This is a genomic window from Georgenia thermotolerans, from assembly GCF_009193185.1.
GTDB lineage: Bacteria > Actinomycetota > Actinomycetes > Actinomycetales > Actinomycetaceae > Georgenia > Georgenia thermotolerans.
Genome location: NZ_VUKF01000003.1, coordinates 17982 through 33633, shown reverse-complemented (window position 1 = coordinate 33633; position 15652 = coordinate 17982). Strand labels below are relative to the sequence as shown.

General features: G+C 72.9%; 15 protein-coding genes. 7 read left to right on the top strand and 8 right to left on the bottom strand.

What is annotated here, in order from left to right; genetic code table 11:
• Positions 1 to 163: 163 nt before the first annotated feature.
• The 3 genes from GD970_RS02025 (at position 164) to GD970_RS02015 (ending at position 2927) form a co-directional block, all read left to right on the top strand.
• Positions 164 to 1474 (top strand): MATE family efflux transporter, encoded by a 1311-nt coding sequence (locus GD970_RS02025; protein WP_226925099.1) that lies wholly within the window; start codon positions 164 to 166, stop codon positions 1472 to 1474.
• A gap of 166 nt (positions 1475 to 1640) precedes the next feature.
• Positions 1641 to 2240, top strand: coding sequence for a hypothetical protein (locus GD970_RS02020; protein ID WP_152200170.1), 600 nt, complete (start codon positions 1641 to 1643; stop codon positions 2238 to 2240).
• Between the two features lie 198 nt (positions 2241 to 2438).
• On the top strand, positions 2439 to 2927 hold the full coding sequence (locus GD970_RS02015; protein ID WP_152200168.1) for a VOC family protein: 489 nt from the start codon (positions 2439 to 2441) through the stop codon (positions 2925 to 2927).
• 14 nt (positions 2928 to 2941) lie between these two features.
• Here the strand turns inward: GD970_RS02015 and GD970_RS02010 are convergent, their stop codons facing one another.
• From GD970_RS02010 to GD970_RS01985, 6 genes are all read right to left on the bottom strand, one after another.
• On the bottom strand, positions 2942 to 3313 hold the full coding sequence (locus tag GD970_RS02010; RefSeq protein ID WP_152200166.1) for a VOC family protein: 372 nt from the start codon (positions 3311 to 3313) through the stop codon (positions 2942 to 2944).
• A gap of 120 nt (positions 3314 to 3433) precedes the next feature.
• Positions 3434 to 3886, bottom strand: a complete 453-nt coding sequence (gene rplI / locus GD970_RS02005; protein WP_152200163.1) for a 50S ribosomal protein L9 — start codon at positions 3884 to 3886, stop codon at positions 3434 to 3436.
• Between the two features lie 16 nt (positions 3887 to 3902).
• Positions 3903 to 4139, bottom strand: coding sequence for a 30S ribosomal protein S18 (gene rpsR, locus GD970_RS02000; RefSeq protein WP_152200161.1), 237 nt, complete (start codon positions 4137 to 4139; stop codon positions 3903 to 3905).
• A gap of 57 nt (positions 4140 to 4196) precedes the next feature.
• Positions 4197 to 4742 carry a single-stranded DNA-binding protein gene (locus tag GD970_RS01995; RefSeq protein ID WP_152200158.1) on the bottom strand — a complete coding sequence of 182 codons (546 nt, stop codon included), beginning with the start codon at positions 4740 to 4742 and terminating at the stop codon, positions 4197 to 4199.
• Positions 4743 to 4781: 39 nt separating this feature from the next.
• Positions 4782 to 5072, bottom strand: a complete 291-nt coding sequence (rpsF, locus tag GD970_RS01990) for a 30S ribosomal protein S6 (protein WP_152200156.1) — start codon at positions 5070 to 5072, stop codon at positions 4782 to 4784.
• Between the two features lie 231 nt (positions 5073 to 5303).
• Positions 5304 to 7424 carry a transglycosylase domain-containing protein gene (locus tag GD970_RS01985; RefSeq protein ID WP_152200153.1) on the bottom strand — a complete coding sequence of 707 codons (2121 nt, stop codon included), beginning with the start codon at positions 7422 to 7424 and terminating at the stop codon, positions 5304 to 5306.
• A 766-nt stretch (positions 7425 to 8190) separates the two neighbouring features.
• Between GD970_RS01985 and GD970_RS01980 the strand changes: the two genes are divergently transcribed.
• Together GD970_RS01980 and GD970_RS01975 are read left to right on the top strand one after the other, a co-directional pair.
• Positions 8191 to 8916 carry a PadR family transcriptional regulator gene (locus GD970_RS01980; RefSeq protein ID WP_152200150.1) on the top strand — a complete coding sequence of 242 codons (726 nt, stop codon included), beginning with the start codon at positions 8191 to 8193 and terminating at the stop codon, positions 8914 to 8916.
• The gene (locus GD970_RS01975; RefSeq protein ID WP_152200148.1) at positions 8913 to 9992 is read left to right on the top strand and encodes an inositol-3-phosphate synthase; all 1080 of its coding nucleotides are present in this window, start codon (positions 8913 to 8915) and stop codon (positions 9990 to 9992) included. The genes GD970_RS01980 and GD970_RS01975 overlap by 4 nt, the downstream gene beginning before the upstream one ends.
• Before the next feature lie 63 nt (positions 9993 to 10055).
• Here GD970_RS01975 and GD970_RS01970 read toward each other — a convergent pair whose 3' ends face one another.
• Entirely contained in the window at positions 10056 to 10799 is a 744-nt protein-coding gene (locus tag GD970_RS01970) for an SDR family oxidoreductase (RefSeq protein WP_152200145.1), read from the bottom strand.
• Between the two features lie 139 nt (positions 10800 to 10938).
• On the opposite strand from GD970_RS01970, the gene GD970_RS01965 reads away from it, so the two are divergent.
• Together GD970_RS01965 and GD970_RS21450 are read left to right on the top strand one after the other, a co-directional pair.
• Positions 10939 to 12264, top strand: a complete 1326-nt coding sequence (locus GD970_RS01965; protein ID WP_152200143.1) for a hypothetical protein — start codon at positions 10939 to 10941, stop codon at positions 12262 to 12264.
• A gap of 170 nt (positions 12265 to 12434) precedes the next feature.
• A complete protein-coding gene (locus tag GD970_RS21450) occupies positions 12435 to 12611 on the top strand; it encodes a hypothetical protein (RefSeq protein WP_155524130.1) in 177 nt (58 codons plus the stop codon).
• 82 nt (positions 12612 to 12693) lie between these two features.
• Here GD970_RS21450 and GD970_RS01960 read toward each other — a convergent pair whose 3' ends face one another.
• A complete protein-coding gene (locus tag GD970_RS01960; protein WP_152200140.1) occupies positions 12694 to 15528 on the bottom strand; it encodes a cation-translocating P-type ATPase in 2835 nt (944 codons plus the stop codon).
• Positions 15529 to 15652: the final 124 nt, after the last annotated feature.

Genomic DNA, 15652 nt, shown 5'->3' with positions numbered 1-15652 from the left:
CTCTGTGGAGGTTGGGCGCGAAGCCGCCCGCCGGGGCCGATTTCCGCTCTCCACACCCTGCACAGACTGTGGACGAAAGAAAGTGGACACATCGGTGGACGACACTCCCGGGGCGCGCACCAACCCTCGACACCACCCCGAGACCGAGCTCACCGGCCGGGCCCTGGACCGGCAGATCCTCGCCCTCGCCATCCCGGCGCTGGGCGCCCTGGTCGCCGAGCCGCTCTTCGTCCTCGTCGACTCCGTGATGGTCGGCCACCTCGGCACCGCCGAGCTCGCCGGCCTCTCGCTCAGCTCCACCCTGCTGACCACCGCCGTCGGCGTCTTCATCTTCCTGGCCTACGCCACCACCGCCGCGACCGCCCGCCGCGTGGGCGCCGGCGACCGCGCCGGCGGGGTGGCCGCGGGCATCGACGGCATGTGGCTCGGCCTGGTCCTCGGGCTCGTCACCGCCGCCGCCACCTTCGCCGCCGCGCCCTGGATCGTCGACGCCATGGGCGCCCCCGCCTCGGTGGCCCCGCACGCCGTCGCCTACCTGCGCGCCTCCGCCCCCGGGCTACCCGGGATGCTGCTCGTCCTGGCCGCCACTGGCACCCTGCGCGGCCTGCTGGACACCCGCACCCCGTTCGTCGTCGCCACCGCCGGCGCGATCAGCAACGTCGGCCTCAACGCCCTGTTCATCTACGGCCTGGGCCTGGGCGTGGCCGGCTCCGGTCTGGGCACCGCCGTCGCCCAGACCGGCATGGGCCTGGCCCTGGTGCTCGTGGTGCTGCGCGGCGCACGCGGCATCGGCGTGAGCCTGCGCCCCCACCCGGCGGGCATCTGGTCCTCCGCGCTGGCCGGGGCTCCGTTGTTCGTCCGCACGCTGACCCTGCGCCTGGCCATCCTCGCCACCATCGCGGTGGCCACCTCCCTCGGCGCCGTCACCCTGGCCGCCCACCAGGTCGTCAACGCCATGTGGGGCCTGGCGGCGTTCGCCCTCGACGCCCTCGCCATCGCCGCCCAGGCCCTCGTCGGGCGTGGCCTGGGCGCCGGCGACGTCACCCAGGTCCGCTCGATCATGGGCCGGTGCCTGCGCTGGGGCACCGGCGCGGGGGCCGTGATCGGCGTCGTCTTCGCCGCGGCCGGGTGGTGGCTGGCGCCGCTGTTCACGAGCGACGACGGCGTCCGCCTCGCCGCCGCCGTCGGGCTCGCGGTCGCCGGGGCGTGCCTGCCGATCGCCGGCTGGGTGTACATGCTCGACGGGGTGCTCATCGGCGCCGGCGACGGGCGCTACCTGGCGTGGGCGGGGGTGGCCACGCTCGTCGTCTACCTGCCGCTGGCCTGGGCGGTCGGGGCGTTCGCCCCCGACGGCGCCGCTGGCCTGGCCTGGCTGTGGGCGGCGTTCGGCGGTGCGTTCATGCTCGCCCGCGCCGTGACCACCGGGCTGCGCGCCCGGGGCACGGCCTGGATGGTCCTCGGCGCACGGCGCTGACCAGCACCAACGTCCTACATGTGACGTGGGACACGCGGCTCGCGGGCCGGACGAAGGTCCCCCATTGCCGACGGACGAATCCGACATAGTTCTCGTAGGCGAGGCACTCGCCGAGAACCTGGCCCAGCGGCCCTCGCCGCCAGGCAACGTCTACGAAGGCGGAATCATGCGCAAGACTCTCGACCGGCTGATCTCCTGGACGGGCCTCATCCTGGCGGCCGTCCTGCTCATCGGCGGCGGCCTGCTGACCTGGGCGAGCAGCTTCGTCGCCCAGAACGTCAAGGACCAGCTCGCGATCCAGGAGATCACGATGCCCGAGGGTGACGCCCTCGCGTCCCTGTCGGACGCCGACCGGGCGGCCCTGGAGCCCTTCGCCGGCCAGCCGATGACCACCGGCGACCAGGCCAAGGCCTTCGCCGACCACTACATCCTCGCCCACATGAACGCCTCCAGCGACGGCCGGACCTACGAGGAGGTCAGCGGCGAGTTCATGGCGGCCTCGAAGGACCCGGGCGCCAACCCCGACGACGTCGCCGCCCTCGGCCAGCTGCGCCAGACCCTGTTCATGGGCAACACCCTCCGCGGCCTGCTCCTCGAGGCCTACGCGTTCGGCATGATGGGCACGATCGCCAGCTACGCCGCCGTCGCCGCCTTCGTCGGCGCCGCCGCCCTCGCGGTCCTGGGCGTCCTGGGCCTGCGCCACGCCAAGAAGGTCGAGGCCGCCGAGGTCGCCGCCTCCAGCCGGCCCGTCCCCGCGGGCGTGTAAGACCCGTCCCCGCGGGCGTCCGCCCCACACCTCGCACCGCCCCAGCGGCCCCGGAGCCCCGGCTCCGGGGCCGCTGGCATGCGTTCGGGCCTTCCCCCGTTCGCGGTGTCGAACCGGCGGAGCCTCGTTCGACGCAGGGGTGGAGCCTCCGGCGCACCGAGCCGGAGCCGACGCTCCCGACACGAGGAAGGTCCACCGATGCAGAAGATCGTCCCGAACCTCTGGTTCGACACCCAGGCCGAGGAGGCCGCCAACTTCTACGTCTCCGTCTTCGGCGACGGCCGGATCACGGAGATCACCCACTACGGCCCGGACTCCCCCGGCCCGGAGGGCAGCGTCATGACGGTCGCGTTCGAGCTGCACGGCCAGGAGTTCGTCGGCATCAACGGCGGCCCGCTGTTCCCGTTCACCGAGGCCGTCTCGTTCGAGATCCGCTGCAAGGACCAGGCCGAGATCGACCACTACTGGGACGCGCTGGTCGAGGGCGGTCAGCCCGGCCCGTGCGGCTGGCTCAAGGACCGCTACGGGCTGTCCTGGCAGGTCGTGCCGACGGAGTGGTACGAGATGTTCACCGACAAGGACCCGGTCAAGGTCCAGCGGGTCACCCAGGCGATGCTCGCCACTCAGGGCAAGTTCGACGTCGCGGCGCTGCGGGCGGCCTTCGAGGGGGTCGAGCAGCCGGCCTGAGCCTCCGCGGGGCGCTAGGTGCCCGGGGCCTCGTTCTCCCACAGCCCCAGCCGGTTGCCCTCGGTGTCCTCGAAGTAGGCCGCCCGGCCCATCCCCGGCATGGGCCGGATCGCGCCGACGCGGCGCCCGCCGGCGCGCTCGACGTCGTCAAGCGCCCGCTCGAGGTTCTCGACGGTGACGACGACGGTCGGCGGCTCGGGCCGCTCGCGCCGGTACAGGTCCCCGCCGATCACGCCCGCCTCGCCCTGGTCCCCGGCGGGCTCGATGAGGGCGACGTCGCCGTAGCCCTCGAGTCCCTGGATGGACCAGCCGAAGACGTCGGCGTAGAACGCGCGGGCGCGGTCGACGTCGTCCGCCGGGATCTCGAAGTGCTGCACCTTGCCCATGGCCGGGGACCGTACGCGCGCCCGGCCGCGACACGCCAGATCGCAGCCCGTACGAGCGCCAGGAAGCACGAACGGCCCGGCCCCACCGGGGCCGGGCCGTCGCAGCTGCGACTCAGAAGGTCACTTGGCGGGAACGACGGTGACGTCGAGGGTCGCCTGGACGTCCTCGTGCAGGCGCACGTGGACCTTGTGCGTGCCGAGCGCCTTGATCGGCCTGGGGACCTCGATCTTGCGGCGGTCGAGCTTCGGGCCGCCGGCGGCCTGGACGGCCTCGGCGATGTCCGTGGTGGTCACGGCGCCGAACAGGCGGCCGTTCTCACCGGCGCGCACGGCGACGGTGACCGGGTTGGCCTGCAGGCGGTCGCGGACGTCGCGAGCCTCCTCGATCGTGGCGATCGCCCGCGAGCGGCGCGCGGCCTGGATCTGGTCGACCTGCTTCTGGCCGCCCTTGGTCCAGCGCGTGGCCAGGCCACGGGGAACGAGGTAGTTGCGGGCGTACCCGTCCTTGACCTCGACCACGTCGCCAGCGGCGCCGAGACCGGTGACCTCGTGGGTCAGGATCAGCTTTACCATGAGTGGACTCCTAGTCTCAGCGAGCCGAGCTCGTGTACGGCAGCAGAGCCATCTCGCGGGCGTTCTTCACGGCCTTCGCGATGAGGCGCTGCTCCTGGACGGACACGCCGGTCACGCGGCGGGCGCGGATCTTGCCGCGGTCGGAGATGAACTTCCGAAGCAGCGTGGTGTCCTTGTAGTCGATGTTGTCGATCTTCCCCGCCTTGAGCGGGTTGGCCTTCTTCTTAGGCTTGCGAAGAACAGGCTTCGCCATGGTGGTGCTCCTCGATGATCCGTGCGGCGCCGTGGGGCGCACGCGAAAAGGTCTGACTTAGAAGGGGGGCTCGTCGTTGAACGCGCTCGAGCCGCCGGTGGCCCAGGGGTCGTCGGCCTGGCCGCCGCCGGGGGCGTTGTTGTACCCGCCGCCCTGCTGCGCGCCGGCGGCCGCGTAGCCACCCTGCTGACCGCCGCCGTAGCCACCCTGACCGCCGCCGAAGCCGCCGCCACCGCCGCGCGAGGCGCGGGTGACCTTGGCCGTGGCGTAGCGCAGCGAGGGACCGACCTCGTCGACCTGCATCTCCACGACCGTGCGCTTCTCGCCCTCGCGGGTCTCGAAAGAGCGCTGGACCAGGCGGCCCTGGACGATCACGCGGGTGCCCTTGGTCAGCGACTCGGCGACGTTCTCCGCGGCCTCGCGCCAGACCGAGCAGCGCAGGAACAGGGTCTCCCCGTCCTTCCACTCGTTGGACTGGCGGTCGAAGGTGCGCGGCGTGGACGCCACGGTGAAGCTGGCCACGGCCGCCCCGGACGGGGTGAATCGCAGCTCGGGGTCCGCCGTCAGGTTGCCGACGACGGTGATGACGGTCTCTCCTGCCATGCTGTGCTCCCTGGGGTCAGGTGGTTGCTACGCGGATGCTCAGTGAGCGTCCGGGCGGATGAGCTTGGTGCGCAGGACGGCCTCGTTCAGACCGAGCTGACGGTCGAGCTCCTGGGCCAGCTCCGGCGTCGTCGTCATGTCGACGACGGCGTAGATGCCCTCGGAACGCTTCTTGATGTCGTAGGCAAGACGACGCTTGCCCCAGATGTCGACCTTCTCGACGGTGCCGCCGCCGGTCTTGACGACCGCGAGCAGCTTGTCGAGCGACGGGGCAACCGTGCGCTCATCGATCTCCGGGTCGAGGATGATCATCAGTTCGTAAGGACGCATGCTTGGTACCCACCTCCTTTGGACTCAGGCGGTCACGGTCTTTCCGTGACAGGAGGGTGATGCGTTCGCGGCCCCGGCCCGCACACGGGTGCGTACGAGAAGGGACCAGCGGACCACCTTACCGTAGCCAGCCGCCTTTCCGGCCCGCGACGTGCGTCACAGCGCCTGTGGACGGCCGAGAAGCAGAACGACGGCGGCACGTGCGTGCCGCCGTCGTCCAATGCGTCTCACTCAGTTCTGCGGGAGAAGGTTGACGCCACCTTGGGGTTGCGCACCTTGGCCCCCGCCACCGGTCCCCGAGCCACCGCCGCTGTCGGTGCCCCCACCACCCTGGCCGCCGCCTTGGTCGGCGGGCGGTTCGGTTTGCGTGGGGCTCGGGCTGGGCTTCCCCGTCTTGGTCGGCTTCGGGCTCGGCTCCTCGCTGGGCGCCTCCGTGGTCGGCTCCTCGGTGGGCTCCTCCGTGGTCGGCTCCTCGGTGGGCTCCTCCGTGGTGGGCTCGGCCGTGGGCTCCGGCGGCGGCGTGTACTTAGGCCGCGGCTTGGCGCTGGGCTGGGGGAAGTTCTCCACGGGCAGGCCCTGAGTGGCCACCGACATGTAGTCGTGCCAGATCTGGGCGGGGAAGCGGCTGCCGCTCATCCACTCGGACCGGACGCCGCCGAACCCGGTGAGGGACTGCTCGCTGCCGTCGTCGCCGGTCTGGAACATGTTGACGAACGTCGCCAGCTGCGGCACGTAGCCGCCGAAGTTCGCCGACTTCAGGGCCGTCGACGTGCCGGTCTTGCCGGCGGCCGGGCGCCCGATCGCCGCGGCCGGTGCGCCGCCGTCGTTGATGACGGCCTGCATGGCGTAGGTGGCGTCGGCCATGACCTGGGAGTCGAACTCCCGCCGGCCCTGGCCCTCGCCCGTGTAGACGACGTTGCCGGAGCTGTCGCGCGCCTCGGCGACGATGAACGGGTCGTGGCGCACGCCCTGGGCCGCGTAGGTGGCGAACACGGTGGCCATGTCGATCGCCCGCGGCGAGGCCGAGCCGAGGACGTTGCCCACCTCGTTGGCGAGTCCGGGGGTGTCCTGCGGCAGGCCGGCGCGGATGGCGGCGTCGATGGTGTTCTTCGGTCCGACGTCCTCGTTGAGCTTGGCGTAGACGGTGTTGATGGACCCCGCCGTCGCCTCGACCAGGTTCACCTGCCCGTGGTTCTTCCCGTCGAAGTTCCTGACGTCCCAGTTCCCGATGCTGAGCTTCGCGGGGGCCGGGTACGTGTCGTACAGGCTCTTGCCCTGCTCCAGCGCCGCGACGAGCGTGAACGGCTTGAAGGTGGACCCGGCCTGGGCCCGCGCCTGGGTGGCGAGGTTGAGGGGCTGGGCGACGAAGTCGGCGCCGCCGTAGAGGGCGACGATGCCGCCGCTGGACGGGTCGATCGAGACGAGCGAGACGCGGTTGTTCTCCGGGCGGTCGTCGGGCAGGTTGTCCACCGCCTGCACCGCCGCGTCCTGGTTGCGCTGGTCGATCGTCGTGACGATCTTGAGGCCCCGGGTGTCGATCTCGTCCTCGGTCATTTTGGCCTTCTTGACCAGCTCGTCACGCACCATCTTCAGGAGGTAGCCCTTCGGCCCGCCGTAGGTGTTCTCCGTCTTCGGCGGGACGGTCTGGGGGTACTGCGCGCCGTCGCGGTCGGCCTGGCTGATCCAGCCGTCGCGGACCATGAGGTCGAGCACGCGGTTCCACCGCTGCTCGGCCCGGTCGGGGCTGACCGCCGGGTCCCAGGCGCTCGGCGCCGGGATGATGCCGGCGAGCAGGGCCGACTCCGAGAGCGTCAGCTCGGCGGCCGGCTTGCCGAAGTAGGCCTGGGCGGCCTTCTCGATGCCGTAGGCGCCGCGGCCGAAGTAGATGGTGTTGAGGTAGTTCTCGAGGATCGCGTCCTTGGACTGGGACTGGTCGATCTTCAGCGCGAGGATCGTCTCCTTGAACTTCCCCAGGTAGCTGGTCGTGGTGCCCATGTAGTACCGCTCGACGTACTGCTGGGTCAGGGTGGACCCGCCCTGGGTGGGCAGCCCGCGCACGTTGTTCCACAGCGCCCGGGTCAGGCCCTTGGGGTCCACGCCGTTGTTCTCGTAGAAGTTCCGGTCCTCCGAGGAGATGACGGCGTGCCCGACGTACTCGGGCAGCGTGTTCATCGGCACCGTCTGCCGGTCGACCTGCGAGAAGGAGCCCATCGGGGTCTCGCCGTCGGCGTAGTAGACGGTCGTGGACTGGGCAAGGGCGAAGTCGTCGGGCTCGGGCACCTCGGTGGTGGCGTAGGCGACGACGAAGACGCCGAGCACCGCGGCGATGCCGGCGAGGATGGTGCCGAGCACCACCCGCCAGCTCGGCAGCCAGCGCTGGATCGGGCCCTTGCCCGACCGGGGGTAGTCGAAGAAGCCCTTGCGCCGCGGCGCGGGGCCACGGCCCGACCCGCGGCCACCGCCGGACCCGCGGCCACCGCCGGACCCGCGGCCACCGCCCGAGCCGCGGCCTCCACCGGCGCCACGGCTGCCACCGCCGCCTGCGCGGGACGCCGCGGCGGTGCCGCGGCTCGACGCCGTCCGGGCCGCGCCGCCTGCGGAAGCCGCCCCGGGGCGTGAGCCCCGAGCGGATGCGGATCCGCGGGCGGAGGCGCCGCTCGGGGCGCCGCCGCGCCGGCCGTCCGCCGACCGCCCGGTCGGGGACCAGTTCGGGGTTCGTGCCACGCGGGCCTGCCTTTCGCCATGCCACACCGAGGGGCGCGACTGGAGGACGGGTGCGCCCGGCTCGTCCGATGAGCGGCGCCGACAGGCGCCGGGAATCGGCCGTGCGCGGGCAGATCGTCCTTCAGTATGCGGCAGCCTCCCCGACCCTGCCCATGTCGTCCGTCACACCGGGCGGCGCCGCGCGGCCGGTCGAAGGCCGGCCCCCACGGGTCCGGGCGGACCCCGCCGCCGCCCTTCCCGCGCACCGTTGCGGCGACTCTCGCACGCTCCCAGGACGGACATCCACGTCGCATCGCGTGTCCGATATATCGGTGCGATATATTGCTGCGCTAGTCGCGGTGTGACCCGCGGCGCACGGCACAACCCCCGGCAGCAGCGGCAGGAAGGACGGCGAATGGGCGCACGCACCCAGGTGCTCGAGCTCGCCATCCTCGGCCGCCTGCGCGACGCCCCGACGCACGGCTACGAGCTGCGCAAGCACCTCAACGCCACGCTCGGCGCGTTCCGCACGCTGTCGTACGGCTCGCTCTACCCGGCGTTGCGCTCCCTCACCGAGCGCGGCCTCATCGTCACCGAGGACCCCGGCGCCTCCTCGGCGCCCCTGTCGGGACGGCGAGCACGCATCGTCTACCGCATCACGGAGGCGGGCCGGGCCCACCTGGAGGACTCCCTCGCCGTCGCCGAGCCGGCGGCCTGGGACGACGACGCCTCCTTCGACGTCCGGTTCACGCTCTTCGGGAGCACGGACGCCACCACGCGGCTGCGCATCCTCGAGGGGCGGCGGGCCCGCATGGTCGACCGGATGGAGAACCTGCGCCAGTCCTTCGCCCGGACCTCCCGGCGGATGGACTCCTACACGGCCGAGCTCGCCCGCCACGGCCTCGAGCAGGTCGAGCGGGAGGTGGCCTGGCTCGAGCGGGTCATCGACACCGAGCGGGGCACCCGCGGCGCGCTCGACTACGACGACATCGCGCCGGCGGCGCCGTCGCCGACGTCGACGGGGCCGCCCGGACCTCCCGGCGCCTCTCCCCCGCGGGGCACACGCAGGCCCCCGTCCGCGGACGCCGACGGCGCACCCGCCACCAGCAATGAGAACCCACTGAGCAAGGAGCAACCATGAGCGCCATCCGCGTCGCGATCGTCGGCGTCGGCAACTGTGCGTCGTCGTTGGTGCAGGGCGTGCACTTCTACGCCGACGCCGACCCCGACGGCACCGTCCCGGGCCTGATGCACGTCCAGTTCGGCAACTATCACGTGCGCGACATCGAGTTCGTGGCGGCGTTCGACGTCGACGGCAAGAAGGTCGGCCGCGACCTGTCCGAGGCGATCGTCGCCAGCGAGAACAACACCATCAAGATCTGCGACGTCCCGCCCCTGGGCGTGGAGGTCCAGCGCGGGCACACCCTCGACGGGCTCGGGAAGTACTACCGCGAGACCATCGAGGAGTCCACGGCCGAGCCGGTCGACGTCGTCGCGACGCTGCGCGAGACCCGCACGGACGTGCTCGTGTGCTACCTGCCCGTGGGCTCCGAGGACGCCGCGAAGTTCTACGCCCAGTGCGCCATCGAGGCCGGCGTGGCGTTCGTCAACGCGCTGCCCGTCTTCATCGCCGGCACCAAGGAGTGGGCGGACAAGTTCACCGCCGCCGGCGTGCCGATCGTCGGCGACGACATCAAGTCCCAGGTCGGGGCCACCATCACGCACCGCGTGCTGGCCAAGCTCTTCGAGGACCGCGGCGTCGTCCTCGACCGGACGTACCAGCTCAACGTCGGCGGCAACATGGACTTCAAGAACATGCTCGAGCGCGACCGGCTCGAGTCCAAGAAGATCTCCAAGACCCAGGCCGTGACCTCCAACGTCAAGCACGATCTGGGCGAGAAGAACGTCCACATCGGCCCCTCGGACTACGTCCAGTGGCTCGACGACCGCAAGTGGGCCTACGTGCGCCTCGAGGGCCGCGCCTTCGGCGAGGCGCCCCTCAACCTCGAGTACAAGCTCGAGGTGTGGGACTCCCCGAACTCCGCGGGCATCATCATCGACGCCATCCGGGCGGCGAAGATCGCCCTCGACCGCGGCATCGGCGGCCCCCTGCTCTCCCCGTCGAGCTACTTCATGAAGTCCCCGCCGGAGCAGCGCAACGACGACGTCGCCCGCCAGTCGGTGGAGGCGTTCATCGCCGGTGAGATCGAGCGCTGACGCCCATCCCACCGCCGTCCGAGGCCCCGCCGCGCGAGTGGCGGGGCCTCGGCGTGCCGGCGGTCAGAGGGCGCCGGCGACCCGCAGCACGGCCCCGCTGACGTAGCTGGCCTCCTCGCTCAGCAACCACCGGACGGCGCCGCTCACCTCCTCCGGCTCCCCCGCCCGCCCCAGCGGGATGCGGGCGGCCACCCGGTCGGGCCGACCGGGGTCCCCGGCCGCGGCGTGGATGCCGGTGCGGACGGTGCCGGGCGCGACGGCGTTCACCCGGACGCCCTCGCCGGCGAGCTCCTTGGCGAGCCCCACCGTGAGCGCGTCGACGCCCGCCTTCGCGGCCGCGTAGTGGACGTACTCGTGCGGGCTGCCCAGCGTCGCCGCGGCGGACGAGACGTTGACGATGGCCCCGCCCGCTCCACCCCGCCGGCGTGACATCTCCCGAGCGGCGGCCCGTGCGCACAGCACCGCGCCGACGAGGTTGACCTCGATGACGCGGCGCACGACGTCGGGGGGCGTGTCGGCGAGGTCGCCGACGTGCGCCGTCGTCCCGGCGTTGTTCACCAGTCCCGTGATGTGTCCGAACTCCTCACGGGCGGCCGCGAACAGGTGCGTGACGTCGTCGTCGACCGTGACGTCGGCCCGCACCGTGAGGCAGCCCCGCCCCGCCCGGCGGAGGAGGTCGGCGGCCCGCGAGGCGGCGTCCTCGTCCCGGTGGAAGGCCAGCACGAGGTCGTGGCCGCTCGCCGCGAGGGCGGCGGCGGTGGCAAGCCCGATCCCGCGGGTGCCTCCGGTGATGACCGTGGTCGGCATGCGAGCAGCGTAGGGACGGCGACGGCACCGCCGCCGGGGCTTCGGCGCGAGCTGTTCGCTCCTGCGGAACGGACGGCTGTATCGGTTGCGAGGGGAACATATCTCCGTACCGTGTGAGGCGCCTCACAGGGAGGGTTCGATGACGGCTCCGCACGATCAGCAGGACGAGCGCGGGAGGAACCGCCTCGGCCGCTGGGTCGTGCGCGCGCTGCTCGCCCTCACGGGCGGCGTCGCGATGAGCCTCGCGGGGGCGGCGCTCGCCTCCGCGGCGCCGGCCGACGACGGCGAGCGGCCGGGCCAGCCCCTCGGCCGTGCCGCCGCACCGGTGACGCGGGTGGTGGACCGGGTCGCGACGAGCACCGGCGAGTCAGCAGCTGCCGTGGCCGATCCCCTCTCGCGCGCGGCCACTGTGGTCGACGACGTCGTCGCACCCGCCGCTACGCCCGTCGCCCAGGGCGTCGTGCGGCCGGTCACCGAGACAGCGGCCGCCCCGGCGGTGGAGAAGGTGCTCGCTCCCGCTTCGGAGACGGTGGTCGCCCCAGCCGTCGAGAAGGTGCTCGCTCCCGCTTCGGAGACGGTGGCGGCCCCGGCGCCCGAGGCCCTCGTGCCGCCGCTGATGGACGAGGTGGTCACCCCCGTTGCGCGTCCCGTGCTCGACCCGGTTGCCCGGAGGGTTGTCGAGCCAGTCACGTCCCCGCTGGCGCCCGCGCTGCGGCCGGTGGTCGAGACGGCGATCGATGCAGGGCGGCCGGCCGTCGGGACCGTTGCACCAGTCCTCGACGCCGTCGAGCCGGTCGTCGGCACCGTCCAACCGGTGATCGGCGCGCTCGAGCCGGTCGTCGGGGTGGCCCCGCCCGTCGCCGACGCCGTCGCGCCGGTTGTTCGCACGATCCGACCCGTCGTGGACCTGATCGAACCGGTGGTGGACGTTGCCCGACCCGTCGTCGATGTTGTCTCGCCGGTGCTCGACGCCGTGGACCCGATCGTCGGGCCCCCTCTGGGCCCCGTCCTGGGGGCTGACGAGCACACCGCACCCGACGACGACCGCGCTGCGATACCGGCGCCGGCCGGAGCGTCGCCACCCCGGGGGGCTGCCCCGTCCGGCACGGCGCTCGCTCAAGCACCGGCACGTCCGGTTCCGGGCGAGCCGGAGACGTACCGCAACGCGACCGAGCCGCTCCTCGGAAGCACCTCCGAGGCCCCGGTGGCAGACGGCTTCGATCCCTGGTTCGCCCCCGCTCCGGTGGCCGAGGGGCCGGCGTCGTCCTCGGCCCCGAACGGCCCTGCGCCACCAGGCGGCGCCGCGGGGGCAGGTTCCGCCGGCGGCATCGGCGGCGCCGGGCAAGACCCCGGCTCGATTCTTCATGTGTCCTCGTGGCGCGCGCTCACGGCCCCGCGCAACGCGGACACCTTCCACAGGCTTGCTCAGGACGTCGTCCTCGACGTCGCTGTCGCTCCTGACTGAGGTGGGGCACCGCCGGCACATGCGCCGGCACGGCCCTTGCGCGCACCGCGCGCCCGCACCCATGTCAGGAGATCACCCATGCACATCGTCATTCGGCGAGCGCTGGAGACGGCGCTCATGACCGGCGGGCTCATCGTCGCCCGCACCACCAGGCGCCGAGCAGGCGCGCCGTGAGCGCGACCGAGCAGGCGGTGGAGACCGGCACGTCCCCGACCGCGGTGCCGCTGATCGACCGGCAGCACAACACGCGCTGCTACGTGCTCGGCCACCGCTGGCACGACGAGCGCATCGGGTTCAGCAGCCTGACGCTGTCCGCGTGCATGAGGTGCGGCGAGACCCGCTCGTAGCCGCACGCCCCGTGAACGCCCGGGCCGGCCGTGAGCGCCCCCCAACCTGCGGCCGGTCCGGGTCCCTCCGCGTGCCGGGAGGTCAGGCGCCGCGTCCCCGGTGCCTGAGCCGGTAGAGGAGCTTGCGCGCCTCGTCGAACCACAGCACCACCGAGGCCATGGCCAGGGCCACCGCCCAGTGGGCGAGGTCCAGCGACGCGGTGCCGAACGCCGTCTGGAGGAACGGCACCTCGACGATGGCCACCTGCAGCGCGGCCGCGAGGAGCACCGCCGCCCACAGCCACCGGTTCGCGAACAGGTGGCGGAAGGCGCTCGTCGTCTCCGAGCGGGAGTTGAAGGTGTTGAACAGCTGGGCGAGGACCAGCGTCGTGAACCCGGCGGTGCGAGCCACCTCCAGGGAGTCGCTGCCGGCGACCAGGCCACCGGGCAGGAAGATGTCCATCGTCAGCAGCGTGACCACGCCCATGACCAGCCCGATCGAGAGGATGCCCCGCCACATCCGCCGGTCGATGATCCGGTCGCTCAGTCGCCGTGGCGGGCGCGCCATGACGTCGTCGACCTCGGGGTCCACGCCCATGGCGAGGGCGGGGCCGGAGTCCGTGACGAGGTTGATCCACAGGATCTGGGTGGCCAGCAGCGGCACGACCACCGCCTCCTCGGACGCCCCGCTCAGGCCGATGACCCCGGCGAGGACGACGCCGAGGAAGACGGTGAAGACCTCGCCCATGTTCGAGGACAGGAGGTAGCGCAGGAACTTCTTGATGTTGTCGAAGATGACGCGGCCCTGCCGGACGGCGGCGACGATGGTGGCGAAGTTGTCGTCGCCGAGGATCATCTTGGCGGCCTCCTTGGTCACCTCCGTCCCGGTGATCCCCATGGCGACCCCGATGTCGGCGGACTTCAGCGCCGGGGCGTCGTTGACGCCGTCGCCGGTCATGGCGACCACCTGGTCGCCGGCCTGCAGCGCGTCGACGATCTCGAGCTTGTTCTGCGGCGCGACCCGCGCGTAGACCGACGTGGTGCTGACGACGTCGCGCAGCCCGGCCTCGTCGAGGGCGTCCAGCTCGGGGCCGGTGACGGCGCGGGCCCCGGGCTCGACGATGCCGAGGTCCGCGGCGATGCGGGCCGCGGTGGTGGGGTGGTCGCCGGTGATCATCATGACCCGCACGCCGGCGCGGCGGGCCTCGGCGACGGCGGCGGCGGCCTCCGGGCGCGGCGGGTCGATGATGCCCACCACCCCGACGTAGACCAGGTCGCGCTCGGCCCGCTCCAGCTCGCCCCGCGGCTCGGCGGGCAGGGGCCGGTAGGCGACCCCGAGGGTGCGGAACGCCTGCGCGGAGAGGGCCTCGACGTCGGCCAGCGCGGCGGCGCGGCGGGCGTCGTCGAGCGGGACGACCGCCTCGCCCACCTGCAGCCCGGTGCAGCGGCGCAGCAGCACGTCCGGTGCGCCCTTGGTGACCAGCGCCCAGTCCCCCTCGCCGGGCGGGTCGACGAGGGCGGACATCATCTTGCGCTCGGAGGTGAAGGGCACCTCGCCGCGCCGCTCGAAACGCTCGACCCGCTCGACCGTGCCCTCGAGCTTGTGGGCGGCGACGAGGAAGGCCGCCTCGGTCGGGTCGCCCTGGATCTGCCACTCGCCGTCGCGGAGGGCGAGCTGGGCGTCGTTGGCCAGCGCCCCGCCGCCGATGACCAGGCCGGCCTCGTGGACCAGGGCGGGGTCGGTGGGCTCGCGCCCGTCCTGCAGCGCCGCGCCCTCGGGCCGGTAGCCCACCCCGGTCAGCTCGAGCTGCCCGGAGGCGGTGGCGATCCGCTGGATCGTCATCTCGTTCTTGGTCAGCGTGCCCGTCTTGTCCGAGGCGACGACGGACGCCGAGCCGAGCGTCTCCACCGCGTGCAGCTTCTTGACGACGGCGTTGTGCCGGGCCATCTGCTGCACGCCGATGGCCAGCACCACCGAGAGGATGGCCGGCAGCCCCTCGGGCACGGCGGCGACGGCGAGGGAGACGCCGAGCAGCAGCACGGTGACGAACTCGCTCAGCGTGGAGACCTGGTTGACCACGGCCGTGACCACCATGACGACCACGGCGATGACGATCACGGTGACCCCGAGGAGCTTGCTCACCCCGGCGATCTCCCGCTGCAGCGGCGAGGGCGCCTCGGCGGTGGCGTCGAGCATCTCGGCGATGGCCCCGACCTCGGTGCCCATGCCGGTGCGGGTCACCACCGCCCGGCCTACGCCCTGGACGACGGCGGTGCCCTTGTAGACCATGTCGAGGCGGTCGCCCAGCGGCGCCGGGCCGGGCAGGGTGGCCGGGTCCTTGGTCACCGCCTCGCTCTCCCCGGTCAGGGACGCCTCCGACACGCGCAGCGCGGTGGCACCGAGGAGGCGGGCGTCGGCGCCGACGGCGTCGCCCTCGCCGAGGACGAGGACGTCCCCGCGCACCAGCTCGGCGGCGGGCACGGTGCGCAGCTCGCCGTCGCGCAGGACCGTGGAGGTCGCCGCGGTCATCGTCTGCAGGGCGGCGACGGCGTTCTCCGCCTTGGCCTCCTGGACGAGGCCGAGGAGCGCGTTGAGGAGGATGACGGCCGCGATGACGATCGCGTCGACCGGCGGCCCGGTCGCGCCCTCCGCCGCCCAGGCGACCAGCGAGATCGCCACCGCCACGAGCAGCAGGTACACGAGCGGGTCCTGGAACTGGGCGAGGACCTTGCGCCACAGCGGCACGGGGGGCCGCGCGCGCAGCTCGTTGGGTCCGTCGGCGGCCAGCCGGCGGGCGGCCTCGGTCGAGCTCAGCCCGACCGCCGGGTCGACTCCCAGCTCGCGGGCGACGTCGGCGGCGTCCCTCTGGGCGGGGTCGAGGGAGTCCGTGGCGACGCGGACCCCACCGACGGCGCCATCAAAGTTTGATGCCTCCATCTATCCATGGTGGCCCCCGAGCGTGACGCGTGGCCAGGCCGTCGGTCCCAGCCGCCCCCTGGCACAAGACGCGCGGGCGCGTGGCCCGCGGCGCGCGCCACGGGCGCATGACGCGTGCCCGGAG